We start from the raw sequence: 19,805 nt of genomic DNA, 5'->3' as shown, positions 1-19,805 counted from the left end.
GTCACCGGTGCCGCATCCCGCGAAATGTGACCCACGAGACCTGCGACCGTGTCACATTCGGCGTGGGTGCTTCGTCCAATGGACGAACCACCCACCCCGGCCGGGGCACCCCCGGTCCGACGAACCGGGAGACGACATGACCGCGCCCATCCTGCTGACCGGAGGAACCGGCACCCTCGGACAACTCGTGCTGCCCCGGCTCCGCGTCGCCGACCAGACCGTCCGCGTCACGAGCCGCAGCGCGCACCCGGCGAGCGACGACGTCGAATACGTCGTCGCCGATTTCCTGTCCGGGACCGGGCTCGACGCGGCCGTCGCCGGGGTGGACACGATCATCCACTGCGCCGGAAACGCCAAAGACGACGAACGAATGACCCGGAACCTGGTGCGGGCGGCCGAACGCGCCGGTGTCCAACACCTCGTGTTCATCTCCGTCGTGGGCGCCAACTCCGACACCTACGCCTACTTCCGCGCCAAACTCGCCGCCGAGCGCGTCGTCCGGGAATCGGGCCTCGGTTGGACGATCCTGCGGGCGTCCCAGTTCCACGACCTCATCCTCGGCGTTCTTCGAGTGCTCACGAAGTCCCCCGTGGTGCCGACGGTCACCGGCTTCCAGGTCCAGCCGATCGACGCCGACGTTGTGGCGGCCCGCCTCGTCGAGCTGGCGCTCGCCGACGAACCACAGGGGAGGGTCGAGGACATGGCCGGGCCGCGCGTCTACCCGATGCGCGAACTCGTCAAGTCCTACTTGGACGCGGCCGGGAAGCGACGAGCGCTGATGCCGATGCGAATGCCGGGCAGGGCGGCTCGCCGGTTCGCCGCCGGCGTGAATCTGGCGCCCGACCACGCGGCCGGTGGCCGGACGTGGGAGGAGTTCCTGGCCGAACACGTCGGTTCGCGCCAGTAGCGCTCACGCCTCCAGACTCCAACTGACGGGCTCGTTCGCGGCGTCGAAGGAGACGGAGGGCCAGTAGCCGTCGAGGAAGTGCTCACCGCAGCCGTCGCTGAAGTGGATGGTCACGGTTCCCGTGGCGTCGACGACGACGTCGGTGACGGCCAGGTCCGTGTATGCCTCGACGTACTCGACCTCGGCGACGGGTTCCGTCGACAGTTGATCCACCAGGTAGCGGATGCCCGCTCGGGACACCGAGGTCAGGTCCTCCACCACGCCGCCCAGCCGTGGCAGGAGTGCCCGCGCCGTGTCGGCGTCCGCCTCCGACACCACGAGGACGACGGCCTCGCCGTTCCGGTCGAGCTCGGCCTCCCAACCGGGCCAGTAGGACTTGTGGACGAAGGCGCCGAGCCGTTCGTCGTGGAGGTCCGCGGGGGTCGTCATTTCGGCAGGATACCGAGCCCGTCGTGCACGGTGGCGAGTTGCTCCGCGCGCTCGCCCTCGGCGGCGAAGCCCATGACGTAGCTGACGACCTCGTCGTCGACCACGACGATCGTCACCGCTATGACGCCGGACTCGCCGTCGACGGTCAACGGCGCGGTCGCGTACACGGCGTCTCGTTCGTCTATCTCGCGTGACTCGACCTCGACGGTGCCGATCTTTCCCGCGTCGAAGTAGGTCACGCCGTACTCGATGAGGACGCGCGCGATCGATTCCGGGTCGGTGGGGGTGTCGATCGGGAGCACACGCAGCGGGCCGACGATGACTTCGCCCGCGTCGGAGGAGAGCCCGGAGGTCGGCCCGACGTCGAGAGGCCAGGTCGAGTGTTCCCAACCGGAGGGCGCGGAGTAGCACAGGCGGGCGTCCGGGTCGGCGACACGATCACCGCACGGGGCGTCGGCGTCCTCGGCCTCCGCACCGTCGAACAGCCCGCCGAAGCTCGGCAGACCTGCGGAGCCGAGCCCGATACCGACGACGAGGGCGAACGCGAACGCGAGGATCGCGGCGAGAAGCATCCAACGTAGACGCCGAACGCTGCGGGCGTGGGACTCGGCTCGATCGTCGTTGTCACGGCTCGTGTGCATACCGAAATCGTTGCACAGCAACGGGACCGTGTACAGATGCGTTTGCCGGGGTTCAGCCGAGCGCGACGGTGATCGGGCTCCACCAGTGGTCGCGGGCGCCCGGATGGTCCTCCCCGCGGTAGGTCATGGTGGTGGTGTCGAAGCCGCTCAGGTCCCGGGAGCGCGCCCATTCCGTCAGTCGGGGTCGGGTGCTGTGGGCTTCGAGGCGGATCGGTCCATCGATGTCGGCGACGAGGTCGGTGACGAGCGCGAGGGCGTCGTCCTCGTTCGCGGCGATGACGGGTCCGACGACCGTGGTGGTGTCGTTGGGCCAGGCGCCCGCGTAGCCGGTGACGGCGCCGTGGTCGTCCAGGACGCGCAGGTGGCTGCAGAACCGCGGGAGCCTGTTCAGGACCTTCGACCGGTCGGCACCGTGGGCATGCGCGTCGACGGCACGGATGCCCGGCAGATCGGCGGGTTCGGCGGGACGGCTCCGGCCGGTGCTCGTTTCGGCGGTGACGGTGCCGCGGTAGCTCGTGTTGACGCCGTCGGCGACGAAGCCGAGGCGCTCGTACAGGGGGCGGCCGTTCTCGGTGGCGTACATCGTGAGGACGGCGCTGTCCGCGACGGAGACGAGATGGCGGACAGTGGCCGCGCCGAGCCCTCGCCGCTCGTAGCGTTCGGCGGTGAGGACCATGCCGATCGTGGCGGTCGTCGCGCCGTTGCGCGCGAGGACGGCGGCGGTGGCCAGTTCGCCGTCCTGATCGCGGATGCCGTAGACCTCGCCGACGGCGAACAGGAGGTCCCACTTGCGCTCCTCGCGGTCCCAGTGGCGGCTTTCGGCGAGGTCCCGGCATTCGTCGATCGCGGACCGCCCGAGACGGGTGACGTTCGCCGTGAGCGGGGCGCGAGAGGTATCGGAAATGGTCATCGTGCGCATTGTGCGCGGTGCGGGTGCCGGTGTCGATCGTTTTTCGACCGTCAGTCAACTCCGCACCCTACGTGGACGTCGCCGAGCCGTCCCTCGTCGAAGGCGTCGACGTCCATCCACATCGAGATGGCCGATTGCTTGCCCCACTCGGTTCCGGGGCCGGGGCCGACGTGCAGGAGCGGACGCTTCCCCTCCCATACCCCGTATCCGTGACCGAGGAGGTAGTGGTCGGATGCCACACCGGTGCACACCAGTTCGCGACCGCGCCTGTTCAGGGCGCGCTGAGCGGCACGCATGTCGTAGTCGCCGGAGAACATCAGCCGTCGTGTGGCGCGGTACGCGACCTCGGGATAGACGCCGTACTCGCTCAGCTCCTCGGGTGGTTCTCGGCGGGGGTCGGTACCCGGAACGTGGATGATTCGGCCGACACTGCAGGCCTCCCAGGAGTACTCGATCGCCGCCATGTAGTCGAGGTGGAAGAGCAGAAGTTCGCCGACGGCGGGGAACGGCCAGTCGTCGCCGAGCAGTCGTGCCATCTGGGCACAGTCGACGGTCACGGTCAACGTCATCGGAGAACCCTCCTGGCGCGGCCATTCCATGTTGGAAGGGAGCGCGGGGAGTCCTCCCCAGCGCGTTCCCGTCGCCGGGGCGGACTCGTCGAGGACGAGTTCGACGACGGGTCGAATCTCCGCGATCGCGGCTTCGGTCAGCCCTCGCAGTCGTCGTCGGACCGCGCGGCGCACCATGCCGATCAGGCGCGCGTCGTTGTCGGGAAGCCTCGTGGGTTCGGCATTCGCGATGTACGAGGTGGCCACGCCCGCGAAGGTCGCGAGTAGATCATTCCGTCGGGATTCCGTGTTCATCCAACGAATGTAAAAAGATGCTGCGACCTCCCGGCCGCCGTCGGAACGCCGTCACGCGATCTCACAGGCGACATGGACCTCGCCGAGCCGCCCTTCCGCGAAGGCCTCGACATCCGTCCATATCGAGATCGCGACCTGCTCGCCCCAGTGCGTTCCGGGACCCGCTTCGACATGCAGGAGCGGACGCAGATCGCCGCATGAGCCATCGGAATGCCCCAGGAGGTAGTCCCAGCTTCCGGTTCCAAGGATTCCGGGGGCGCGTTCGGCGGCCGACATCATCGCCAGTAGATCGGCCCCGACCTCATCGTACGCCATGTAGTGCGGGAACATGAGGCGACGATTCACCCGGTAGGCGACCTCGGGATAGACCCCGTAGTCACGAAACTCCACTGGGGGTTCTCGGCGGGAGTCGGTGCCGGGAACGTGGACGATCCGACCGACACGGCTGTCCTCATAGGAATAGTCGGCCGTGGCGTAGTCGCAGTGAAAGAAAAGGAGCTCACCAGTCCGCGGGTATGGCCAATCGTCCCGAAGCAGTCGCGCCATCTCGACACAGTCGACGGTCACGATGAGCGACATCGGGAGACCATCATGACGTGGCCATTCCACATCGGGAGGAAGAGTGGGAAGTCCGCCCCAACGCGTTCCCGTCGCGGGGGCCGACTCGTCGAAGACGAGATCGATGGCCGGGCGAATGGCGGCGACGGCGGCGTCCGCCGCGTCGCCCAGATCGGGCGCCACCGCGTCGCGCACCATGCCGAGAAGGCGAAAGTCGTTGTCCGGAACGCTTTCTGTACCGACGAACGCGATGTACCGCGTCGCGAGTCCGACGAAGGTCGAGAGTAGATCGTTCCGTTGCCGTGTCATGTCCACACGACGAACATAGGGCCGAGACACAACACGTCTCGGCCCCTGAAGCCGACGCTACCTGGCGCCCATCGTGACCGCGAGGATGACGATCGCGAGCCACACGGTGACGACGATGGCGATGGCGATCCACTTGCTCCGAGTGGAAATGGGTGTGCGCTGCCGTTGAATCATTTGAGGTCCTCTCGCTCGGTGGTGCGGAAAGGTCGAAGCGAGTGTGGGTATGCCAAGGGATGGGACGATTGATCGTCCTCATAAAATATCTACTGTGGTGGGACGGACGGGCCTGCCTTGCCCGGTTCGTCGGCGCGTCAGATCGCCCGGCGCGGTGACGCGCCCTCGCGTCGGCCGCCCCCGGTGGCGGCGCTGGTGATCAAACAGGTGACGAACATAAGTTCATTGTCACCCGCCGACGCAAACAACACAAGCGCCATTTCGGGTGTATGACGCGCAAAGGCCCGCACAGGCACGAAACAGGCATACATCCGTTCAGGACAGTGCGCGGTCGAGAAAGCCCGTCACGTCGGCCAGCACCTCGTCCTTGTTGGTCTCGTTGAAGACCTCATGGCGCGCGCCGGAGTAGATTCGCTCGGCGAAGTCATCGCCCTTGATCCGGTCGACGCCGCCACGGGACTCGGGGAGTGGGACGAGTTGGTCGTCCTCGCCGTGCACCCACAGCGTCGGCAACGCCAGGCGTGGACCGTGATTGATCGTCGTGAGACACGTGTCGAGCGCCGCGATCAGCGTGCGTTTGAACGGACCGTGCCACACCAACGGATCGGCCTCATAGACTCGACCGACCTCCGGGTCCCGCGACAATGTGGATACATCGATGGGCGTGAACGGGATCTCCGCCAGATCCAGCAGGGACGTCGTCTGCCGCCAGGACCCGAGAACGGGGCCGGACAGGACGAGCGCGGCCAAGCCCTCCCCGTGACGCTGGGCGTATCGGGCGGCGATCATGCCCCCCATGGAATGACCGATCAGCACAGTGGGAATGTCGGGGAACAACCTACGGCCGTGTTCCACCACCGAGTGCACGTCGGTGACGACGTCCTCGAAGTCCTCGACGAAGACGCGATCCCCTTCGGACGCGCCGTGACCCATGTGGTCGCCCGCGACTATCGCCGCGCCGTGACGTCCCAGCGCGGCGGACACGTGCTCGTATCGTCCAATGTGTTCTCCGTAGCCGTGGACGAGGACCGCCAGATAGCGAGGCGCGTCGTGTGTCCAGGTCCGGCCCGCGATACGGCCCCTCGTTCCGGCGATACTCCACTGGTCGGCCATGCCCGGCACCCCTCGAACGTCGCGATCACATCGTGTCGCGATTGTACGTCGCCGCCGACGTCGAGGGGTGTCGCCTCACACCGCGGAAACCGTCCGACATGGAATGTCGGCGTGCAGGAGCGGCGATTCGATGAGGAACTGCGCGGTCGCCGCGTTGTACGCCGACGGAATGTCTCGCAGGGCCGCCAGGCGTTGCAGCGCTTGCACATCCGCCGAGTGCGGGTGCGCGCCGAGCGGGTCGAAGAAGAAGATGAGGACATCGACGACGCCCTCCACGATGCGGGCGCCGATCTGCTGATCGCCGCCGAGCGGCCCCGAGTGCAGCCGTTCGACCCGCAATCCCGCCCGCTCGCCGAGCACTCGGCCGGTCGTGCCCGTCGCCAGCAGACGATGCCTGGACAGCGCCGCCCGGTTCGCCGCCGCCCACGAGCACAGGTCGTCCTTGCGCGCGTCATGCGCAACGAGCGCGATTCCCCGTCGTCTTGCCAACGTGTCCGTCATCGTGCTCCCCTGTCGATTCTGTCCCGTGTCGGTCGGCGAAGGCGCGTCGTCGCGCCCTCGCCGACCGGGTTCCCTCGCGTGGATCGCGAACCATCGGAACGATCCTCAGCCTCCGTCGCCCACGTTTCACCGAACCGCGCGATCGGGGTCGGGATGGTAAAAGGTGTGTTTCGAAGGCGGGACCGATCCGGTGTGGCGGACGGCGTCGCGGGCACGGTGGGTGCCATGATCGGTGGCATGGAGTACACGAATCTCGGCCGGACCGGTTTGTCGGTGTCGCGGATCTGCCTGGGCACCATGAACTTCGGACCGACCGTATCCGAAGAGGACAGTCATGGGGTGTTGGATCACGCGCTCGCGGAGGGTGTGAACTTCGTCGACACGGCCAATGTCTACGGACGTCAACGCGGCGAGGGCATCACGGAGAAAGTGCTCGGCTCGTGGTTCGCCCAGGGCGACGGTCGACGCGAGACGACGGTGCTGGCGACCAAGGTGTACGGCCCGATGGGCGACGGACCCAACGATCGTGGCCTGTCGGCGCGGCACATCGTCACCGCCTGCGAGGAGTCGTTGCGCCGGATGCGCACCGACTACATAGATCTGTACCAAATGCACCATGTGGAGCGATCGACGCCGTGGGAGGAGATCTGGCAGGCGATGGACCTGCTGGTGTCCCAGGGAAAGATCCGCTATGTCGGTTCGTCCAACTTCGCGGGCTGGCACATCGCCGCCTGCAATGAGGAGGCGAGGCGACGGCATTCGCTCGGGCTCGTCTCCGAACAGTGCATCTACAACCTGATGAACCGGTACGTCGAACTGGAGGTCCTGCCCGCCGCCGAGCACTACGGCGTCGGCATCCTGCCGTGGTCCCCGCTCAACGGCGGCGCGCTGTCCGGAGTCCTGCGCAAACTCGCCGACGGAACCGCCGAACGCAGCGCGCACAGTCGCGCCGCGGAGGCCGTCGAGCACGATCGCGTGCAGCTGGAACGGTGGGAGGCGCTGTGCGAGGAGCTCGGGCATCCGCCGACCGAGGTCGCGTTGGCGTGGCTGCTCTCCCAACCGGTCGTGACCGCCCCGATCGTCGGACCGCGCACGATCGCGCACGTCGACGGCGCCATCAACGCGATCAGGTTGACGTTGGAACCGGAGACGCTCGCCGCACTCGACGCCCTGTTCCCTCCCGTCGGCAAGAGCGGCCCCGGACCCGAGGCGTGGGCCTGGTAGCGAGGCCACGGTGGCGGTGACCAGGAAGTCGGTGGCAGACTGTGCACATAGCCTCCGATGCCACGACCGAGGCGCCGCCCATCAACCCCGACATCGATCACCGCGCCCGCGGACTCGTCGGGGGCACGGCGAGCGGAACGGCCCTATCATCGACGAGGCCAACCGAGTGGGAGTTCACGACGCACATGGACCAGCAGGAATCGACCGAGGCCGCCCGCGCCCGCTTCGCCGCGAAGCTGCGCGAGGTCGAGGATGACCTGGCCATGCTGCGCGGCGCCCGGGAGCGCATGGTCGCGGCCGGGGTCGTAGCGCAACGTCAGCTCGACGAGACCACGGGCACGTTGATCAGTCGCACCTCGGAGGACGGCACGGCAACGGTGGTGTGCAACGGTTTGGGCAAGGTCCAACGCGTGACTCTTGACGAAACGGTGTACAACAAGTTGGGTGAACAAGAGGTGTGCGACGCGGTGAAGCAGGCCCGGCAGCTTGCCAGAGAAACCGCGCGACGACACCACGCGACGAGTGGGAGCGGCCATGCGGCGCGCAGATAAGCAGGCCGATCGGACGGCCCCACCGAGCGCCGGCGAGGTGCTCGACCAGACTGCCGATCAGCTGGATCGCCTCGACGATCGGCTGTCCGAGGCACGGGTCCGGGTCGCATCGCATCGAGGCGTCGTGGAGGTGGTCTACGACGGGCACGGCGACATCGTCCGCATCGCGATGAAATCCGGCGCGAACCGTCAGTACGCGGCCGACACCATGTCGCACCACATGACGGAGGCGCTGCGCACCGCCGACCGCACCTTGGACGCCCTCCATCAGCACGCGTTCAGTGACGTCAAGATCGGCAACGACACCATCTCCGGTTGGCGGAAGAATCCCGACACCGGCGCCGACACGGTGACCGCCTGCTTCGGCGCTACCTCGGGGGCCCCGTCATGACCGAGACGATGCGAACGGTTCTGCCGACGCTTCCCGATGATCTGCGCCCCGCCGCGCGGTTGCTGTGGGAACGGTCGCGGGTCATCACCAACGACGTGACCGAGACGCTTCTGTTGTCGTACAAGATTCTCCGGGAGATCAAGGGCAGCCCCGGCCAACTCGAATCCGGCGCGGACGCGTTCGGGCGACGCGTCGGCGATCATCTGGCGGCGGCCCGATCCGACATCGACGACGCCTATCCGATCCTCGCGGAGGGCTGGCGGGGCGGCGGCGCCGAGGCGTTCATGGACTACGTGCCGCGCCTGTCGCGCGCCATCGAGTCGGCGCAGGACAGCGCGCTGCACACCGTCGAGGCGATCGCGGCGTTCCAAGCGTCGCTGTCCGCGTTGTGGGCGAAGGTCATCGAGCGAACCCAGCAGACCGGCGGAGAGGTCATCACGGTGATCGCCGAGGCCGGGGACTATCCGCTGGCGGCGGTCGCCCCCGTCATCGAGATCGTCGAGCGCTTCTCGCAGTTCGTCGAGCAGCTGGCCGAGTCGCTGATGCAACTCACGTCCGACACGCACGCGGCCGGGGATCGACTCCGAAGTGCGACGCTGGAGTCCTTGTCCCCCAATGGTTCTGGGCCGCGCCTGCCGGAGCCGGGCGAGAACGCGGTAGCACCGTCCGGTTGGACGCCCGCCCACACCGCCGTCGAGCTGGACACGGCCGCGATGGCGCGGATGACGTCGGCGCTCGACGACGCGGGCGAACATTGGGACAAGGCGGCCGAACATTCCGCCGACATCGCCCGTGAACAGCTGACGCCAGAGGCGTTCGGCCTGGCGGGGACGCACTTCTGGGACGATCTGCACGGCGTGCTCGACCGCGACAGGGAGTTGTACGGCGCGGCCGACAATCAGGTGTCCGGGCTCGCGAAGACCCTGCGCCGGATCGGAGCCGAGTACGCCGAGGCGGACGACGCGGCGGCGACCGAACTTCGTCGGGGCCTGGAAGACACCTAGTCCGGCCAGCATGCCAACCTAATCCGATGCAGTTGGCGGCCACGATTCAGAACATCCAGAAGGCGGCGGGGACGCTGGCGACGCACAGCGTCGCCCGGATGGACAGTGAACTGCCCTGGTTCAGAGACCTTCCGGCCGATCAACGTTCGATGGTCATGCTCGTCGCGCAGGCGGGCGTCGGTTCGTTCGTGCAGTGGTTGCAGAGCGAGGGCACGAATCCCGCGGTCAGCGACGAGGTGTTCGACGCGGCGCCCGTGGAACTGGCTCGGTCGATCAGCCTTCAGCACACGGTGGCGCTCATCCAGGTGACGATCGACGTGGTCGAGGAGCAGGTGCCCGAACTCGCCGCCCCGGGCGAGGAGATCGAGCTCGGCAAGGCGATCCTGAGGTTCTCGCGCGAGATCGCGTTCGCGGCGGCGCGGGTGTACGCGCGCGCGGCGGAGTCTCGGGGGGCCTGGGACGCCCGGCTCCAGGCGCTGCTCGTGGACGGTCTGCTGCGCGGAGACGACGGGGACGAGCTGGCGGGACGTGCCGCCGCGCTCGGCTGGACCGACGCGACGCCGGTGTCGGTGTCGGTCGGCCGCTCCCCGGGGGGAGAGGCCGCCGCGATTCTCCACAGTGTCCATCGTGCTACCCGCCGACTCGGCGTCGACGTTCTCACCGGCGTCCACGGCGATCGCCTGATCCTGGTGCTCGGGGGGACGGCGGAGCCGGAGCAGATCGTGACGAAACTGGCCGGCCTGTTCGGGGACGGGCCGATCTGCGTCGGCCCGACGATGCCGCGACTGACGGAGGCCGGGGCCTCAGCGCGGGCCGCGATGTCGGGCTACCGCGCGGCCCCCGCCTGGCCGGATTCGCCCCGTCCCGTTCCAGCGTCACAGCTGCTGGCCGAGCGGGCTCTCGCGGGCGACACCGAGGCACGCCGAATACTGCGGATCGACGTGTTCGCGGCCCTGATGCGAGCCGGTGGCTCACTTTTGGAGACAGTGGACACCTTCATCGCGACCGGCGGCGTTCTCGAGGGAACCGCCCGGGCCCTGTTCGTCCACCCGAACACGATTCGATACCGGATGCGTCGCGTCACCGAGGTGACCGGTTTCTCCCCCTTCGTGTCCCATGACGCGTTTACCCTGCGTGTGGCGTTGACCATAGGTCGCCTCGATCCGACTCAAGATGTGACCCGTTAGCCCAGCTCAGCACCAGGGCTTGTAGGAACCCTCCAAATTTTTTCGGCAGTTATCGTTAATGGCGATAGGGGAGAAAACCCTACCCATCGGAGACAGTCGTAAGCGTGGTTGTAGCCGTACTCGCCCCAGGACAGGGCTCCCAGAAGCCCGGTTTTCTCGACAGCTGGCTCGAACTCCCCGATGCGCCCGCCCGGTTGACCTGGTGGTCCGCACTCAGCGGGATCGACCTGATCCACTTGGGCACCAAGGCCGATCAGGCCGAGATCACCGACACCGCCAAGACGCAGCCGCTCTTGGTGGCCGCCGGGTTGCTCGCCGCCGAGCACCTCCCGATCGACCGTGTCGACATCGTCGCCGGGCACTCCGTCGGCGAACTGACCGCCGCTCGGCTGGCCGGTGTCGTGTCCAGCGAGACCGCCGTGACGCTCGCCGCCGTACGCGGTCGTGAGATGGCCGCCGCGTGCGCCCTCGAACCGACCGGAATGTCGGCCGTCCTCGGAGGCGACCCGGACGAGGTCCTCGCCGCCATCGAGAAGGCCGGCGCCCACCCCGCCAACCGCAACGGTGCGGGGCAGGTCGTCGCCGCCGGAAGCACCGCGGCTCTGGCCGCGATCGCGGAGAACCCGCCGACGAAGGCCCGCGTCATCCCCCTCAAGGTCGCCGGGGCCTTTCACACGCCGTACATGGAGCCCGCGCTCGACGCGTTCGCCTCCGTCGCGGCGGGAGTCGTTCCCAACGATCCGGAACGGACCTGGCTGTCCAACCTGTCCGGCAGCGCGATGCCGTCCGGAGAGGTCGCGATCCAACGTCTCGTCAAGCAGATCATCGCGCCCGTCCGGTGGGACGCGTGCATGAAGAGCATGCTCGCCAAGGGCGTCACGGGCATCATCGAACTCGCTCCCGCCGGCACCCTCGCGGGCCTGGCCAAACGGGACATGAAGGGCGTCGAGATCGTCAAGGTCAACACGCCGGACGACCTCGACGCGGCCCGCGATCTCATCAACCGCATCCACGCAGAGGGCAGCGCATGAGCATCACCGGTACCCGGGTCATCGGGCTGGGTCACTACCAACCGTCCAAGGTGCTCACCAATGAGGACCTGTCGCGGATGGTCGACACGAACGACGAATGGATCCAGTCCCGCGTCGGCATCCGGGAACGGCGCATCGCCGAGAACGAGTCCGTCGCGGACATGGCGTTCTTCGCCGCCGAGAAGGCTCTCGCGGCCGCCGGTCTGACCTCCGGCGACATCGACCTCGTCGTCGTCGCGACGTGCAGCGCGATCGACCGCGTGCCGAACACGGCGTGCCGGGTCGCGGAGCGCCTCGGCGTCGCCTCCCCCGCCGCTTACGACATCAACACCGCGTGCTCGGGTTTCTCGCACGCGCTCGCCACGGCCGACCACGCGATTCGAGCGGGCGCGGCAACGAAGGCGATCGTCATCGGCGTCGAGAAGCTGAGCGACTTCACCGACTGGACGGACCGTTCCACGTGCGTCCTGTTCGGTGACGCCGCCGGCGCGGCCGTCCTGACGGCCACCGCCGAGGGCGAGGAGCCCGGAGTCGGTCCCGTCGTGTGGGGTTCGGTGCCGCACATGAGCGACGCCGTGCGCATCGAGGCCGCGCACCCGTTCATCGCCCAAGAGGGACAGACGGTGTTCCGGTGGGCGATCACGACGCTCGCGCCGTTGGCGCGCAAGGCCGCCGAGCGGGCGGGCGTGTCGATGGACGACATCACCGCGTTCGTCGCTCACCAGGCGAATCTGCGCATCATCGAAGGCATCGCGAAGAAGCTCAACGCGCCGAACGCGATCATCGCCGCCGACGTCGTCGAGTCCGGGAACACGTCGGCGGCCTCGGTGCCGCTGGCGCTGTCGAAGCTTGCCGAGCGGGGCGACATCAAGTCCGGTGACCCGGTGCTGCTGTTCGGTTTCGGCGGAGGGCTGACCTACGCTGGTCAGGTCATCCGCTGTCCATAATGTAATGAACTATCGAAAGGGAACACTATGAGCACGCGTGCGGAAATCCTCGAAGGCTTGGGCGACATCCTCGAAGAGGTCGCCGGGGTCAACCCCGACGACGCCACCGAGGACAAGAACTTCACCGACGACCTGGACGTCGACTCGTTGTCCATGGTCGAGGTGGTCGTCGCCGCCGAAGAGAAGTTCTCCGTCAAGATCCCCGATGACGACGTCCAGACGCTGAAGACCGTCGGCGACGCCGTCAACTACATTGAGAAGGCTCAGCCGTAGTGACTGACGTTGTCGTTACCGGGATCGGCGCGACCACACCTGTGGGTGGGGACGTCGCGTCGACCTGGCGCAATCTACTCGATGGTGTGTCCGGTGTGGGCCCCCTGACTCACGACTGGGCGGCCGAACTGCCGGTGCGCATCGCCGCCGAACTGGCCGTGGATCCCGGCGAGAAGATCCCGCGCGTCCGGCAACGGCGGCTCGACCGCAGCGAACAGCTAGCGCTGATCGCCGCGAACGAAGCGTGGGCGGACGCCGGTGTCGAAGGGCTCGACGCCGAACGCCTGGGTGTGTGCTTCGGCAGCGGCATCGGCGGCGCGACGACCCTGCTCGCTCAGGACGACCTACTCGAGGCCAAGGGCGCTCGCCACGTGTCACCGCACACGGTGCCGATGCTGATGCCCAACGGCCCCGCCGCGTGGGTCGGCATCGAGCTGGGCGCCAAGGCCGGCGTGCACGCGCCGACCAGCGCGTGCGCCACGAGCGCGGAGGCGATCGCGTGGGGCTTGGACATGATCCGGGCGGGCCGCGCCGACGTCGTGGTGGCCGGCGGCTGTGAGGCCGTCATCCACCCGCTGCCGATCGCGGGCTTCGCGTCGATGAAGGCGCTGTCCACCCGCAATGACGACCCGCAGTCGGCTTCGCGTCCGTGGGACAAGAACCGCGACGGCTTCGTCATGGGAGAGGGCGCGGGTGCGCTCGTGCTCGAGCGCGCCGATCACGCCGCCGCGCGCGGTGCGACGGTGTACGCGCGCCTCGCGGGTGCCGGCATGACGTCCGACGGATTCGACATCGTGCAGCCCGATCCGCAGGGCGGCATCCGGGCCATCCGGATGGCGCTGCGAGACAGCGGCGTCGACGCGTCCGACGTCGGGCACGTCAACGCGCACGCGACGTCGACTCCGGTCGGCGACATGGGCGAGGTGCTCGGTATCACGACGGCGCTGGGCACGCACCCGATCCTCACGAGCACCAAGTCGATGACGGGTCACCTGTTGGGTGCGGCGGGCGCGGTCGAGGCGATCGCTTCGATCCTCGCGCTGCGGGAGGGCCTGATCCCTCCGACCATCAACCTGGACGACCCCGACGACGAATTGACTCTCGACGTCGCCACCGGGTCGCCGCGCAAGGCCGATCTGAACGCTGTCCTCAGCAACTCGTTCGGCTTCGGCGGACACAACGTCAGTCTGCTGTTCACCCGAGTCTGATCGCGGTTCATCGCCGCGGACCTGGAGGTCCACCAATGTCCACCGCCACTCCATCGACGACCACCACCACCGCCGTCGCGGACGTCCGCGACCCGTGGCCACGCATGCGCGCCCTGTTCGACGAGGGGACGATGCGTCCGATCGTCGACGGCGACGGTTCCGGTGTGGTGACCGCGCGCGGCGACATCGGCGGCACGCCGGCCGTCGCCTACTGCTCGGACGCCCGCCTCATGGGCGGGGCGATGGGCGTCGAGGGGTGTCGTCACATTGTGGACGTCATCGACAGCGCCGTCGCGGATCGGATTCCCGTCGTGGGAATCTGGCATTCCGGTGGTGCTCGCCTCCCCGAGGGCGTCACGGCGCTCCACGCGGTCGGTGAGGTGTTCGCGGCGATGATCCGCGCTTCCGGGCGCGTCCCGCAGATCTCGGTCGTGCTCGGCCCCGCCGCCGGTGGGGCCGCGTACGGTCCCGCGCTGACGGACATCGTGATCATGTCGAACACCGGCCGGATCTTCGTGACCGGCCCGGAGGTCGTCAAGAGCGTGACCGGCGAGCAGGCCGACATGGAGAGCCTCGGTGGCCCGGATGTTCACGGCCGCAAGTCGGGCGTCGCCCACGTCACCACCAAGGACGACGCGACGGCGCTCGCGACGGCCCGCGATCTGACGTCGCTGCTCGGCCGTCAGGGGCACTTGCAGCCCGCCGACGCGGTCGACACCGAGAACCTCGGCGAGTTGCTGCCGGAGCAGGCGAACCGTGCCTACAACGTCAAGCCGCTCGTCGTGAAGTTGCTCGATTCCGGCACCGACCTGGAGAAGCCGGTCGAGCTGCACGCGAAGTGGGCGCCGAACGTCGTCACCGTACTCGGCCGGTTCGCAGGTCGCACGGTCGGCGTGATCGCCAACAACCCGATGCGGCTCGGCGGTTGCTTGAACGCCGAGAGCGCCGAGAAGGCCGCGCGTTTCGTGCGGATGTGCGACGCGCTCGGAGTGCCGATGGTCGTCCTCGTCGACGTTCCCGGTTATCTGCCGGGGCTCGGCCAGGAATGGGACGGTGTGGTGCGGCGCGGCGCGAAGCTGCTGCACGCGTTCGCGGAATCCGTCGTGCCTCGCGTGACGCTCGTGACGCGCAAGTCGTACGGCGGCGCCTACATCGCGATGAACTCGCGGGCGCTCGGTGCGACCGCGGTGTACGCCTGGCCGACGGCCGAGGTCGCGGTCATGGGGGCGTCCGCCGCCGTGAACGTGCTGTACCGCAAGCAACTGGCGGCGGCACCGGACGAGGAGCGCGACGCCCTGCGGGCGGAGTTCATCGCCAAGCAGGAGCGTGAGGCGGGCGGTGTCGGCCGTGCGTTGGAGATCGGGGTCGTGGACGAGGTGATCGACCCGGCGAAGACGCGCCAGCGGATCGCCGAGGCGCTCGCGGCGGCTCCGGCCGCTCGCGGAAACCACGGGAACATTCCACTGTAGCGACTGTGCTTAGGGCCCGTCTCGCGCGTAGAGGCGGGCCCGTTTCGTTGCCGCCGACACATGGACGACGTTCGAAGCCACCAGGCGACGGCCTCGTCACATCAGTTCGATGTTTTTGCATTCTTGAATTCAATCGATACGATGCCCCGATGCGGATCACCCCGATCGAGACCCCCGAACCCGCGACCGTGCACGCGGCGCCCGAGTTCCGCCTCCACTTCTGGCGTCCGCACCCGCCCTCCGAGTCGACGCCGGACACCGATGCCACGTACATCGACGTCGCGGACGCGGACGTGCGCGAGACGATCGCGTGGGCGACCCAGCGATGCATCCGGACGGGAGAGACCTTCGCCCTGTTCGCGCGTGTGCCAGGCACCGAGAAGGCCGAACTGATCCGCCTCGAGGGCACCGAACCCGGCTGACCCGAACCCCGCACCTCTCCCCCGTTGCCGTGGCACGCTGCTGTACGGGGCTTCGCGCGCTCGGCGCGACCGGAGGAAGGGGGCGGGCGATGAAGGCGATCACGGTGGTGCCCGGTGAGCCCGACGCGGTGCGCGTCGGCGACGTCGACGACCCGGACGGCGACGGCCTGCTCGTCGAGGGCCTGCTCCTCGGTGTGTGCGGCACGGACGTCGACATCATCATGCACGGCTACGGCGAGGTGCCTCCGGAACACCAGCGGCTCATCGTCGGACACGAATCCCTCGGTTCGGTGCTGGAGGCGCCGTCCGACTCCGATTTCACACCGGGCGACCTCGTCGTCGGCATCGTCCGTCGACCCGACCCGGTTCCCTGTGGACCCTGCGCGCACGGTGAATGGGACTACTGCCGCAACGGTCGTTACACCGAACGCGGAATCAAGGGCCTCGACGGCTACGGCTCGCAGAGATGGCGTGTCGAACCGGAGTACGCCGTCAAGCTCGACCCCGCTCTCGGGGACCGGGGTGTACTGCTCGAACCCGCTTCTGTAACCGCGAAGGCATGGGAGCAGATCGACCGCTTCGTCGAACGGTCGTCGTGGCGCCCCGAATCGGTGCTGATCACCGGGGCGGGACCGATCGGGTTGTTCGCGGGGCTGATGGGCGCGCAACGCGGGCTCGACGTCCACATCCTCGACCGGGTCTCCGACACGCGGAAGGCCGAACTGGCGTATGAGCTCGGCGCCACGTTCCACACCGGGGACCTCTCCGAACTCGGCTTCACGCCGGATGTGGCCATCGAGTGCACGGGCTTCGCGCCCTTGGCCTTCGACCTGCCCACGGTGGTGGGACCCGACGGGGTGGTGTGCCTGGCGGGAATCTCCGCCACCGGAGGAAAGACGACGATCGATTCCGACTCGGTCAACAACACGATGGTGCTCGGCAACATCGTCGTCTTCGGCACGGTCAGCGCCGCCCGTCGACACTTCGAACAGGCGGCGAGGTCCCTGGCGCGGGCGGACCAGGGTTGGTTGTCGCGCCTCATCACCCGCAGGGTTCCGATAGCGAACTACCGGGAAGCCCTGCGTCGCGATCACGACGACATCAAGGTGGTCATTGACCTCCAGGCATGACGACCGCCGAGATCACGGCCGCAGTCGCACGGCCACGCCGACGATCAGAGCGGTTCGCTGACGAGCGCTGACGTCGCGCCGGTCATCAGCGGACGAGCGCGGTCGTGACGGCCGCCCCGAGGGGGGTCGAAAGACGGATCGCGGCAGGTCGCGGTGACGATGGTTCCACAACGGCGAGGGACCGCGGCGACCGTCATCGACGCGAAGCACGACGAAGAGACCACACGAGGATCGTTCATCCTCGGCTGGTGTTGTGATGTCTCACCACCCCATGCTCCCGAGCCGGAAAGCCGACTCGTCGACGCTACCCACGCGATCGCGTTCGGAACGGCCCGCTGCCCGAGCGTCACGGCGCGATCCGGACTCGAACCACGACAGAAATCCTTTATGGATGGCGCTGCCTTTCGTCTTTTCATTTCGCGGTGTGGCGGCTACGCTGCCGTTCAGGCCAAGCGGAAGGACCCGTCATGTCTGTAGTTCGCCTAGCTCTAGCCGGAGCCGGAGGCCGAGGCACCCATTACACGAACTGGGTGCTCGAACACCCCGAGCTCGCCCGAGTGGTCGCCATCGCGGAGCCACGCGACCGCGTCCGCAAGGAATTCGCGAAGCGCCACGGCATCCCCGACGAACATTGCTTCACCTCATGGGAGGAGATGGCGGACGCGGGCCGGATCGCCGACGCCGTTCTGATCTGCACGCAGGATCGCATGCACACCGAACCCGCGATGGCCTTCGCCGGCGCGGGTTGGCATGTCCTGCTTGAGAAGCCCATGGCGCCCACCGCCGAGGAGTGCGAGCGGATCGTCGCAGCCGCCCGATCCGGCGGCGGGATCTTCGCCGTCTGCCATGTTCTGCGGTACACGCCGTACACGAAGGCGCTCAAGGGAATCCTCGATTCAGGAACGATCGGCGACATCATCACGGTGCAGCACCTCGAACCGGTCGGCTACTGGCACTTCGCGCACTCCTACGTGCGTGGTCCGTGGCGCAACGAGGCCGAGTCCTCCCCGATGCTCCTGGCGAAGTCCTGCCACGACCTGGACTGGTTGCGGCACATCGTGGGGAAGCCGCTGACAAAGGTCTCCAGCTTCGGGAACCTGCGGCACTTCCGAACCGAGAACGCGCCAGAGGGGTCGACGGAACGCTGCGTCAGCTGCGCCGCCGAGCCGGGTTGCGCCTACTCGGCGACGAAGATCTACGGCAAGAGCCTCGAGCAGCCGACCTTCGCGCTCCGCCACGTCCTCGAGGTGATCGACGAACCGCACCTCGACAAGGCCATGCAGGACGGTCCGTACGGCAAGTGCGTCTACCGCACGGACAACGACGTCGTCGATCACCAGGTCGTCAACATGGAGTTCGGCGGCGGCGCGACGGGCACGTTCACCGTCACGGCGTTCACCCCGATGGAAGACCGCAAGACCCGAATCTTCGGTTCACAGGGCATGATCGAAGGCGACGGCGAGGAGATCCGCGTCTTCGACTTCAACACCGAGAAGACCGTGATGACGAAGATCCGCACCCGCTACGGGGTCGGTGCCGGTGCCGGGCATGGCGGTGGAGACGCCGGACTCATCGAGGCGTTCGTGCGCGCGGTCGCCGACGGGGACCAGTCCCTCGTGCTGTCCGGGCCCGACGAATCGCTCGAGACGCACCTGGCCGTGTTCGCGGCCGAGCGAGCCCGCATGAACGACACAGTGGAGCGAGTCGAGACGGGCTCGTGACAGGGTGTCAGTCCCAGCGTTCGCCGGTGAGGCGCTCGTAGGCCTCGACGTATTTCGCGCGGGTCGCGGCGACGACCTCGGCGGGAATCTCGGGCGCCGGTTCGCTCCTGTCCCAGCCCGTTGACGCCGCCCAGTCGCGCACGTACTGCTTGTCGAAGGACGGCTGTGGGCGGCCGGGTTTCCACTCGTCCGCCGGCCAGAAGCGCGACGAGTCCGAGGTCAGCACCTCGTCGCCGAGCCGGAGCTCACCGTCGTCGTCGAAGCCGAGCTCGATCTTGGTGTCGGCAATGATGATGCCGCGCTCCGCGGCGATGGCGCTACCGCGCCGGTACACCGCGAGCGTGACGTCTCGCAGTCGGGCAGCGAGCGTCTCGCCGTGCTCGGCGACCACGTCGGCGTAGGAGATCGGCTCATCGTGCTGGCCGAGAGGTGCCTTCGTCGACGGGGTGAAGATCGGTTCGGGCAGTCGAGAACCGTCGACGAGGCCGTCGGGCAGATCGATGCCGGAGACGGTGCCGTCGCGGTCGTAGTCCTTCAGCCCGGAACCGGTCAAGTAGCCGCGAGCGACGCACTCGACATCGATCATGGACAGTTTGCGGCAGCGGACGGCACGCCCGGCGAACTCCTCGGGCACGTCGGTCGCGGAGATGACGTGGTGCGGGACGATCTCGGTGAGTTGCTCGAACCACCACAGGCTGAGCGCGGTCAGCAACCGTCCCTTGTCGGGGATCGGTGTCGGCAGAACGATGTCGTAAACGGAGACACGGTCGGAGGCGACGAGGATGATGTCGTCGCCGTCCGCGTAGAGGTCGCGAACTTTCCCGGAGTGCAGCAGCTTCACG

The 19,805-nt window shown here is 68.0% G+C and carries 21 protein-coding genes and 1 pseudogene; 14 read left to right on the top strand and 8 right to left on the bottom strand.

Annotated elements, in window-relative coordinates; translation table 11 throughout:
* The first annotated feature begins 136 nt into the window (after nt 1-136).
* A complete protein-coding gene (locus ACM9NP_RS07660) occupies nt 137-907 on the top strand; it encodes an SDR family oxidoreductase (RefSeq protein ID WP_415645908.1) in 771 nt (256 codons plus the stop codon).
* A gap of 3 nt (nt 908-910) precedes the next feature.
* Here ACM9NP_RS07660 and ACM9NP_RS07655 read toward each other — a convergent pair whose 3' ends face one another.
* The 7 genes from ACM9NP_RS07655 to ACM9NP_RS07625 form a co-directional block, all read right to left on the bottom strand.
* A complete protein-coding gene (locus ACM9NP_RS07655; protein ID WP_415645907.1) occupies nt 911-1,336 on the bottom strand; it encodes a hypothetical protein in 426 nt (141 codons plus the stop codon).
* Complete coding sequence (locus ACM9NP_RS07650) at nt 1,333-1,977, bottom strand: hypothetical protein (RefSeq protein WP_415645906.1); 645 nt, start codon at nt 1,975-1,977, stop codon at nt 1,333-1,335. Before ACM9NP_RS07650 ends, ACM9NP_RS07655 begins: the two co-directional genes overlap by 4 nt.
* A gap of 52 nt (nt 1,978-2,029) precedes the next feature.
* A complete protein-coding gene (locus ACM9NP_RS07645; protein ID WP_415645905.1) occupies nt 2,030-2,887 on the bottom strand; it encodes a GNAT family N-acetyltransferase in 858 nt (285 codons plus the stop codon).
* 50 nt (nt 2,888-2,937) lie between these two features.
* Entirely contained in the window at nt 2,938-3,750 is an 813-nt protein-coding gene (locus tag ACM9NP_RS07640) for a DUF1963 domain-containing protein (RefSeq protein ID WP_415645904.1), read from the bottom strand.
* Between the two features lie 51 nt (nt 3,751-3,801).
* Nucleotides 3,802-4,617 (bottom strand): DUF1963 domain-containing protein, encoded by an 816-nt coding sequence (locus ACM9NP_RS07635; RefSeq protein WP_415645903.1) that lies wholly within the window; start codon nt 4,615-4,617, stop codon nt 3,802-3,804.
* Nucleotides 4,618-5,106: 489 nt separating this feature from the next.
* On the bottom strand, nt 5,107-5,904 hold the full coding sequence (locus tag ACM9NP_RS07630) for an alpha/beta hydrolase (protein ID WP_415645902.1): 798 nt from the start codon (nt 5,902-5,904) through the stop codon (nt 5,107-5,109).
* A 75-nt stretch (nt 5,905-5,979) separates the two neighbouring features.
* Nucleotides 5,980-6,405 carry a methylglyoxal synthase gene (locus ACM9NP_RS07625; RefSeq protein WP_415645901.1) on the bottom strand — a complete coding sequence of 142 codons (426 nt, stop codon included), beginning with the start codon at nt 6,403-6,405 and terminating at the stop codon, nt 5,980-5,982.
* 237 nt (nt 6,406-6,642) lie between these two features.
* On the opposite strand from ACM9NP_RS07625, the gene ACM9NP_RS07620 reads away from it, so the two are divergent.
* From ACM9NP_RS07620 to ACM9NP_RS07560, 13 genes and pseudogenes are all read left to right on the top strand, one after another.
* Nucleotides 6,643-7,629, top strand: a complete 987-nt coding sequence (locus ACM9NP_RS07620; protein WP_415645900.1) for an aldo/keto reductase — start codon at nt 6,643-6,645, stop codon at nt 7,627-7,629.
* A gap of 185 nt (nt 7,630-7,814) precedes the next feature.
* Nucleotides 7,815-8,180, top strand: a complete 366-nt coding sequence (locus ACM9NP_RS07615) for a YbaB/EbfC family nucleoid-associated protein (RefSeq protein WP_415645899.1) — start codon at nt 7,815-7,817, stop codon at nt 8,178-8,180.
* Nucleotides 8,164-8,571: a YbaB/EbfC family nucleoid-associated protein gene (locus tag ACM9NP_RS07610; RefSeq protein WP_415645898.1), complete on the top strand. Its 408-nt coding sequence runs from the start codon at nt 8,164-8,166 to the stop codon at nt 8,569-8,571. Before ACM9NP_RS07615 ends, ACM9NP_RS07610 begins: the two co-directional genes overlap by 17 nt.
* The gene (locus ACM9NP_RS07605; protein ID WP_415645897.1) at nt 8,568-9,575 is read left to right on the top strand and encodes a hypothetical protein; all 1,008 of its coding nucleotides are present in this window, start codon (nt 8,568-8,570) and stop codon (nt 9,573-9,575) included. The genes ACM9NP_RS07610 and ACM9NP_RS07605 overlap by 4 nt, the downstream gene beginning before the upstream one ends.
* A 26-nt stretch (nt 9,576-9,601) precedes the next feature.
* Nucleotides 9,602-10,762 (top strand): PucR family transcriptional regulator, encoded by a 1,161-nt coding sequence (locus tag ACM9NP_RS07600; protein WP_415645896.1) that lies wholly within the window; start codon nt 9,602-9,604, stop codon nt 10,760-10,762.
* Nucleotides 10,763-10,866: 104 nt separating this feature from the next.
* Nucleotides 10,867-11,769 (top strand): annotated as a pseudogene (locus ACM9NP_RS07595) (ACP S-malonyltransferase); the annotation flags it as partial.
* A gap of 26 nt (nt 11,770-11,795) precedes the next feature.
* The gene (locus ACM9NP_RS07590) at nt 11,796-12,740 is read left to right on the top strand and encodes a beta-ketoacyl-ACP synthase III (protein ID WP_415645928.1); all 945 of its coding nucleotides are present in this window, start codon (nt 11,796-11,798) and stop codon (nt 12,738-12,740) included.
* Nucleotides 12,741-12,767: 27 nt separating this feature from the next.
* Nucleotides 12,768-13,013, top strand: a complete 246-nt coding sequence (locus ACM9NP_RS07585; RefSeq protein WP_415645895.1) for an acyl carrier protein — start codon at nt 12,768-12,770, stop codon at nt 13,011-13,013.
* Nucleotides 13,013-14,221 carry a beta-ketoacyl-ACP synthase II gene (gene fabF, locus ACM9NP_RS07580; protein ID WP_415645894.1) on the top strand — a complete coding sequence of 403 codons (1,209 nt, stop codon included), beginning with the start codon at nt 13,013-13,015 and terminating at the stop codon, nt 14,219-14,221. The genes ACM9NP_RS07585 and fabF overlap by 1 nt, the downstream gene beginning before the upstream one ends.
* Before the next feature lie 35 nt (nt 14,222-14,256).
* Entirely contained in the window at nt 14,257-15,690 is a 1,434-nt protein-coding gene (locus ACM9NP_RS07575) for an acyl-CoA carboxylase subunit beta (protein ID WP_415645893.1), read from the top strand.
* Nucleotides 15,691-15,839: 149 nt separating this feature from the next.
* Nucleotides 15,840-16,112, top strand: coding sequence for a hypothetical protein (locus ACM9NP_RS07570; RefSeq protein WP_415645892.1), 273 nt, complete (start codon nt 15,840-15,842; stop codon nt 16,110-16,112).
* Between the two features lie 89 nt (nt 16,113-16,201).
* Nucleotides 16,202-17,242, top strand: coding sequence for a glucose 1-dehydrogenase (locus ACM9NP_RS07565; protein ID WP_415645891.1), 1,041 nt, complete (start codon nt 16,202-16,204; stop codon nt 17,240-17,242).
* Between the two features lie 467 nt (nt 17,243-17,709).
* Nucleotides 17,710-18,963: a Gfo/Idh/MocA family protein gene (locus tag ACM9NP_RS07560; protein ID WP_415645890.1), complete on the top strand. Its 1,254-nt coding sequence runs from the start codon at nt 17,710-17,712 to the stop codon at nt 18,961-18,963.
* Nucleotides 18,964-18,970: 7 nt separating this feature from the next.
* Here ACM9NP_RS07560 and ACM9NP_RS07555 read toward each other — a convergent pair whose 3' ends face one another.
* Nucleotides 18,971-19,804, bottom strand: a complete 834-nt coding sequence (locus ACM9NP_RS07555; RefSeq protein WP_415645889.1) for a phosphoribosylaminoimidazolesuccinocarboxamide synthase — start codon at nt 19,802-19,804, stop codon at nt 18,971-18,973.
* Nucleotide 19,805: the final 1 nt, after the last annotated feature.

It is taken from the genome of Stackebrandtia soli, from assembly GCF_965137155.1.
GTDB classification, from domain to species: domain Bacteria; phylum Actinomycetota; class Actinomycetes; order Mycobacteriales; family Micromonosporaceae; genus Stackebrandtia; species Stackebrandtia soli.
Note: the sequence above shows the minus strand (reverse complement) of the source record. Positions and strands in the feature narration are given on the sequence as shown.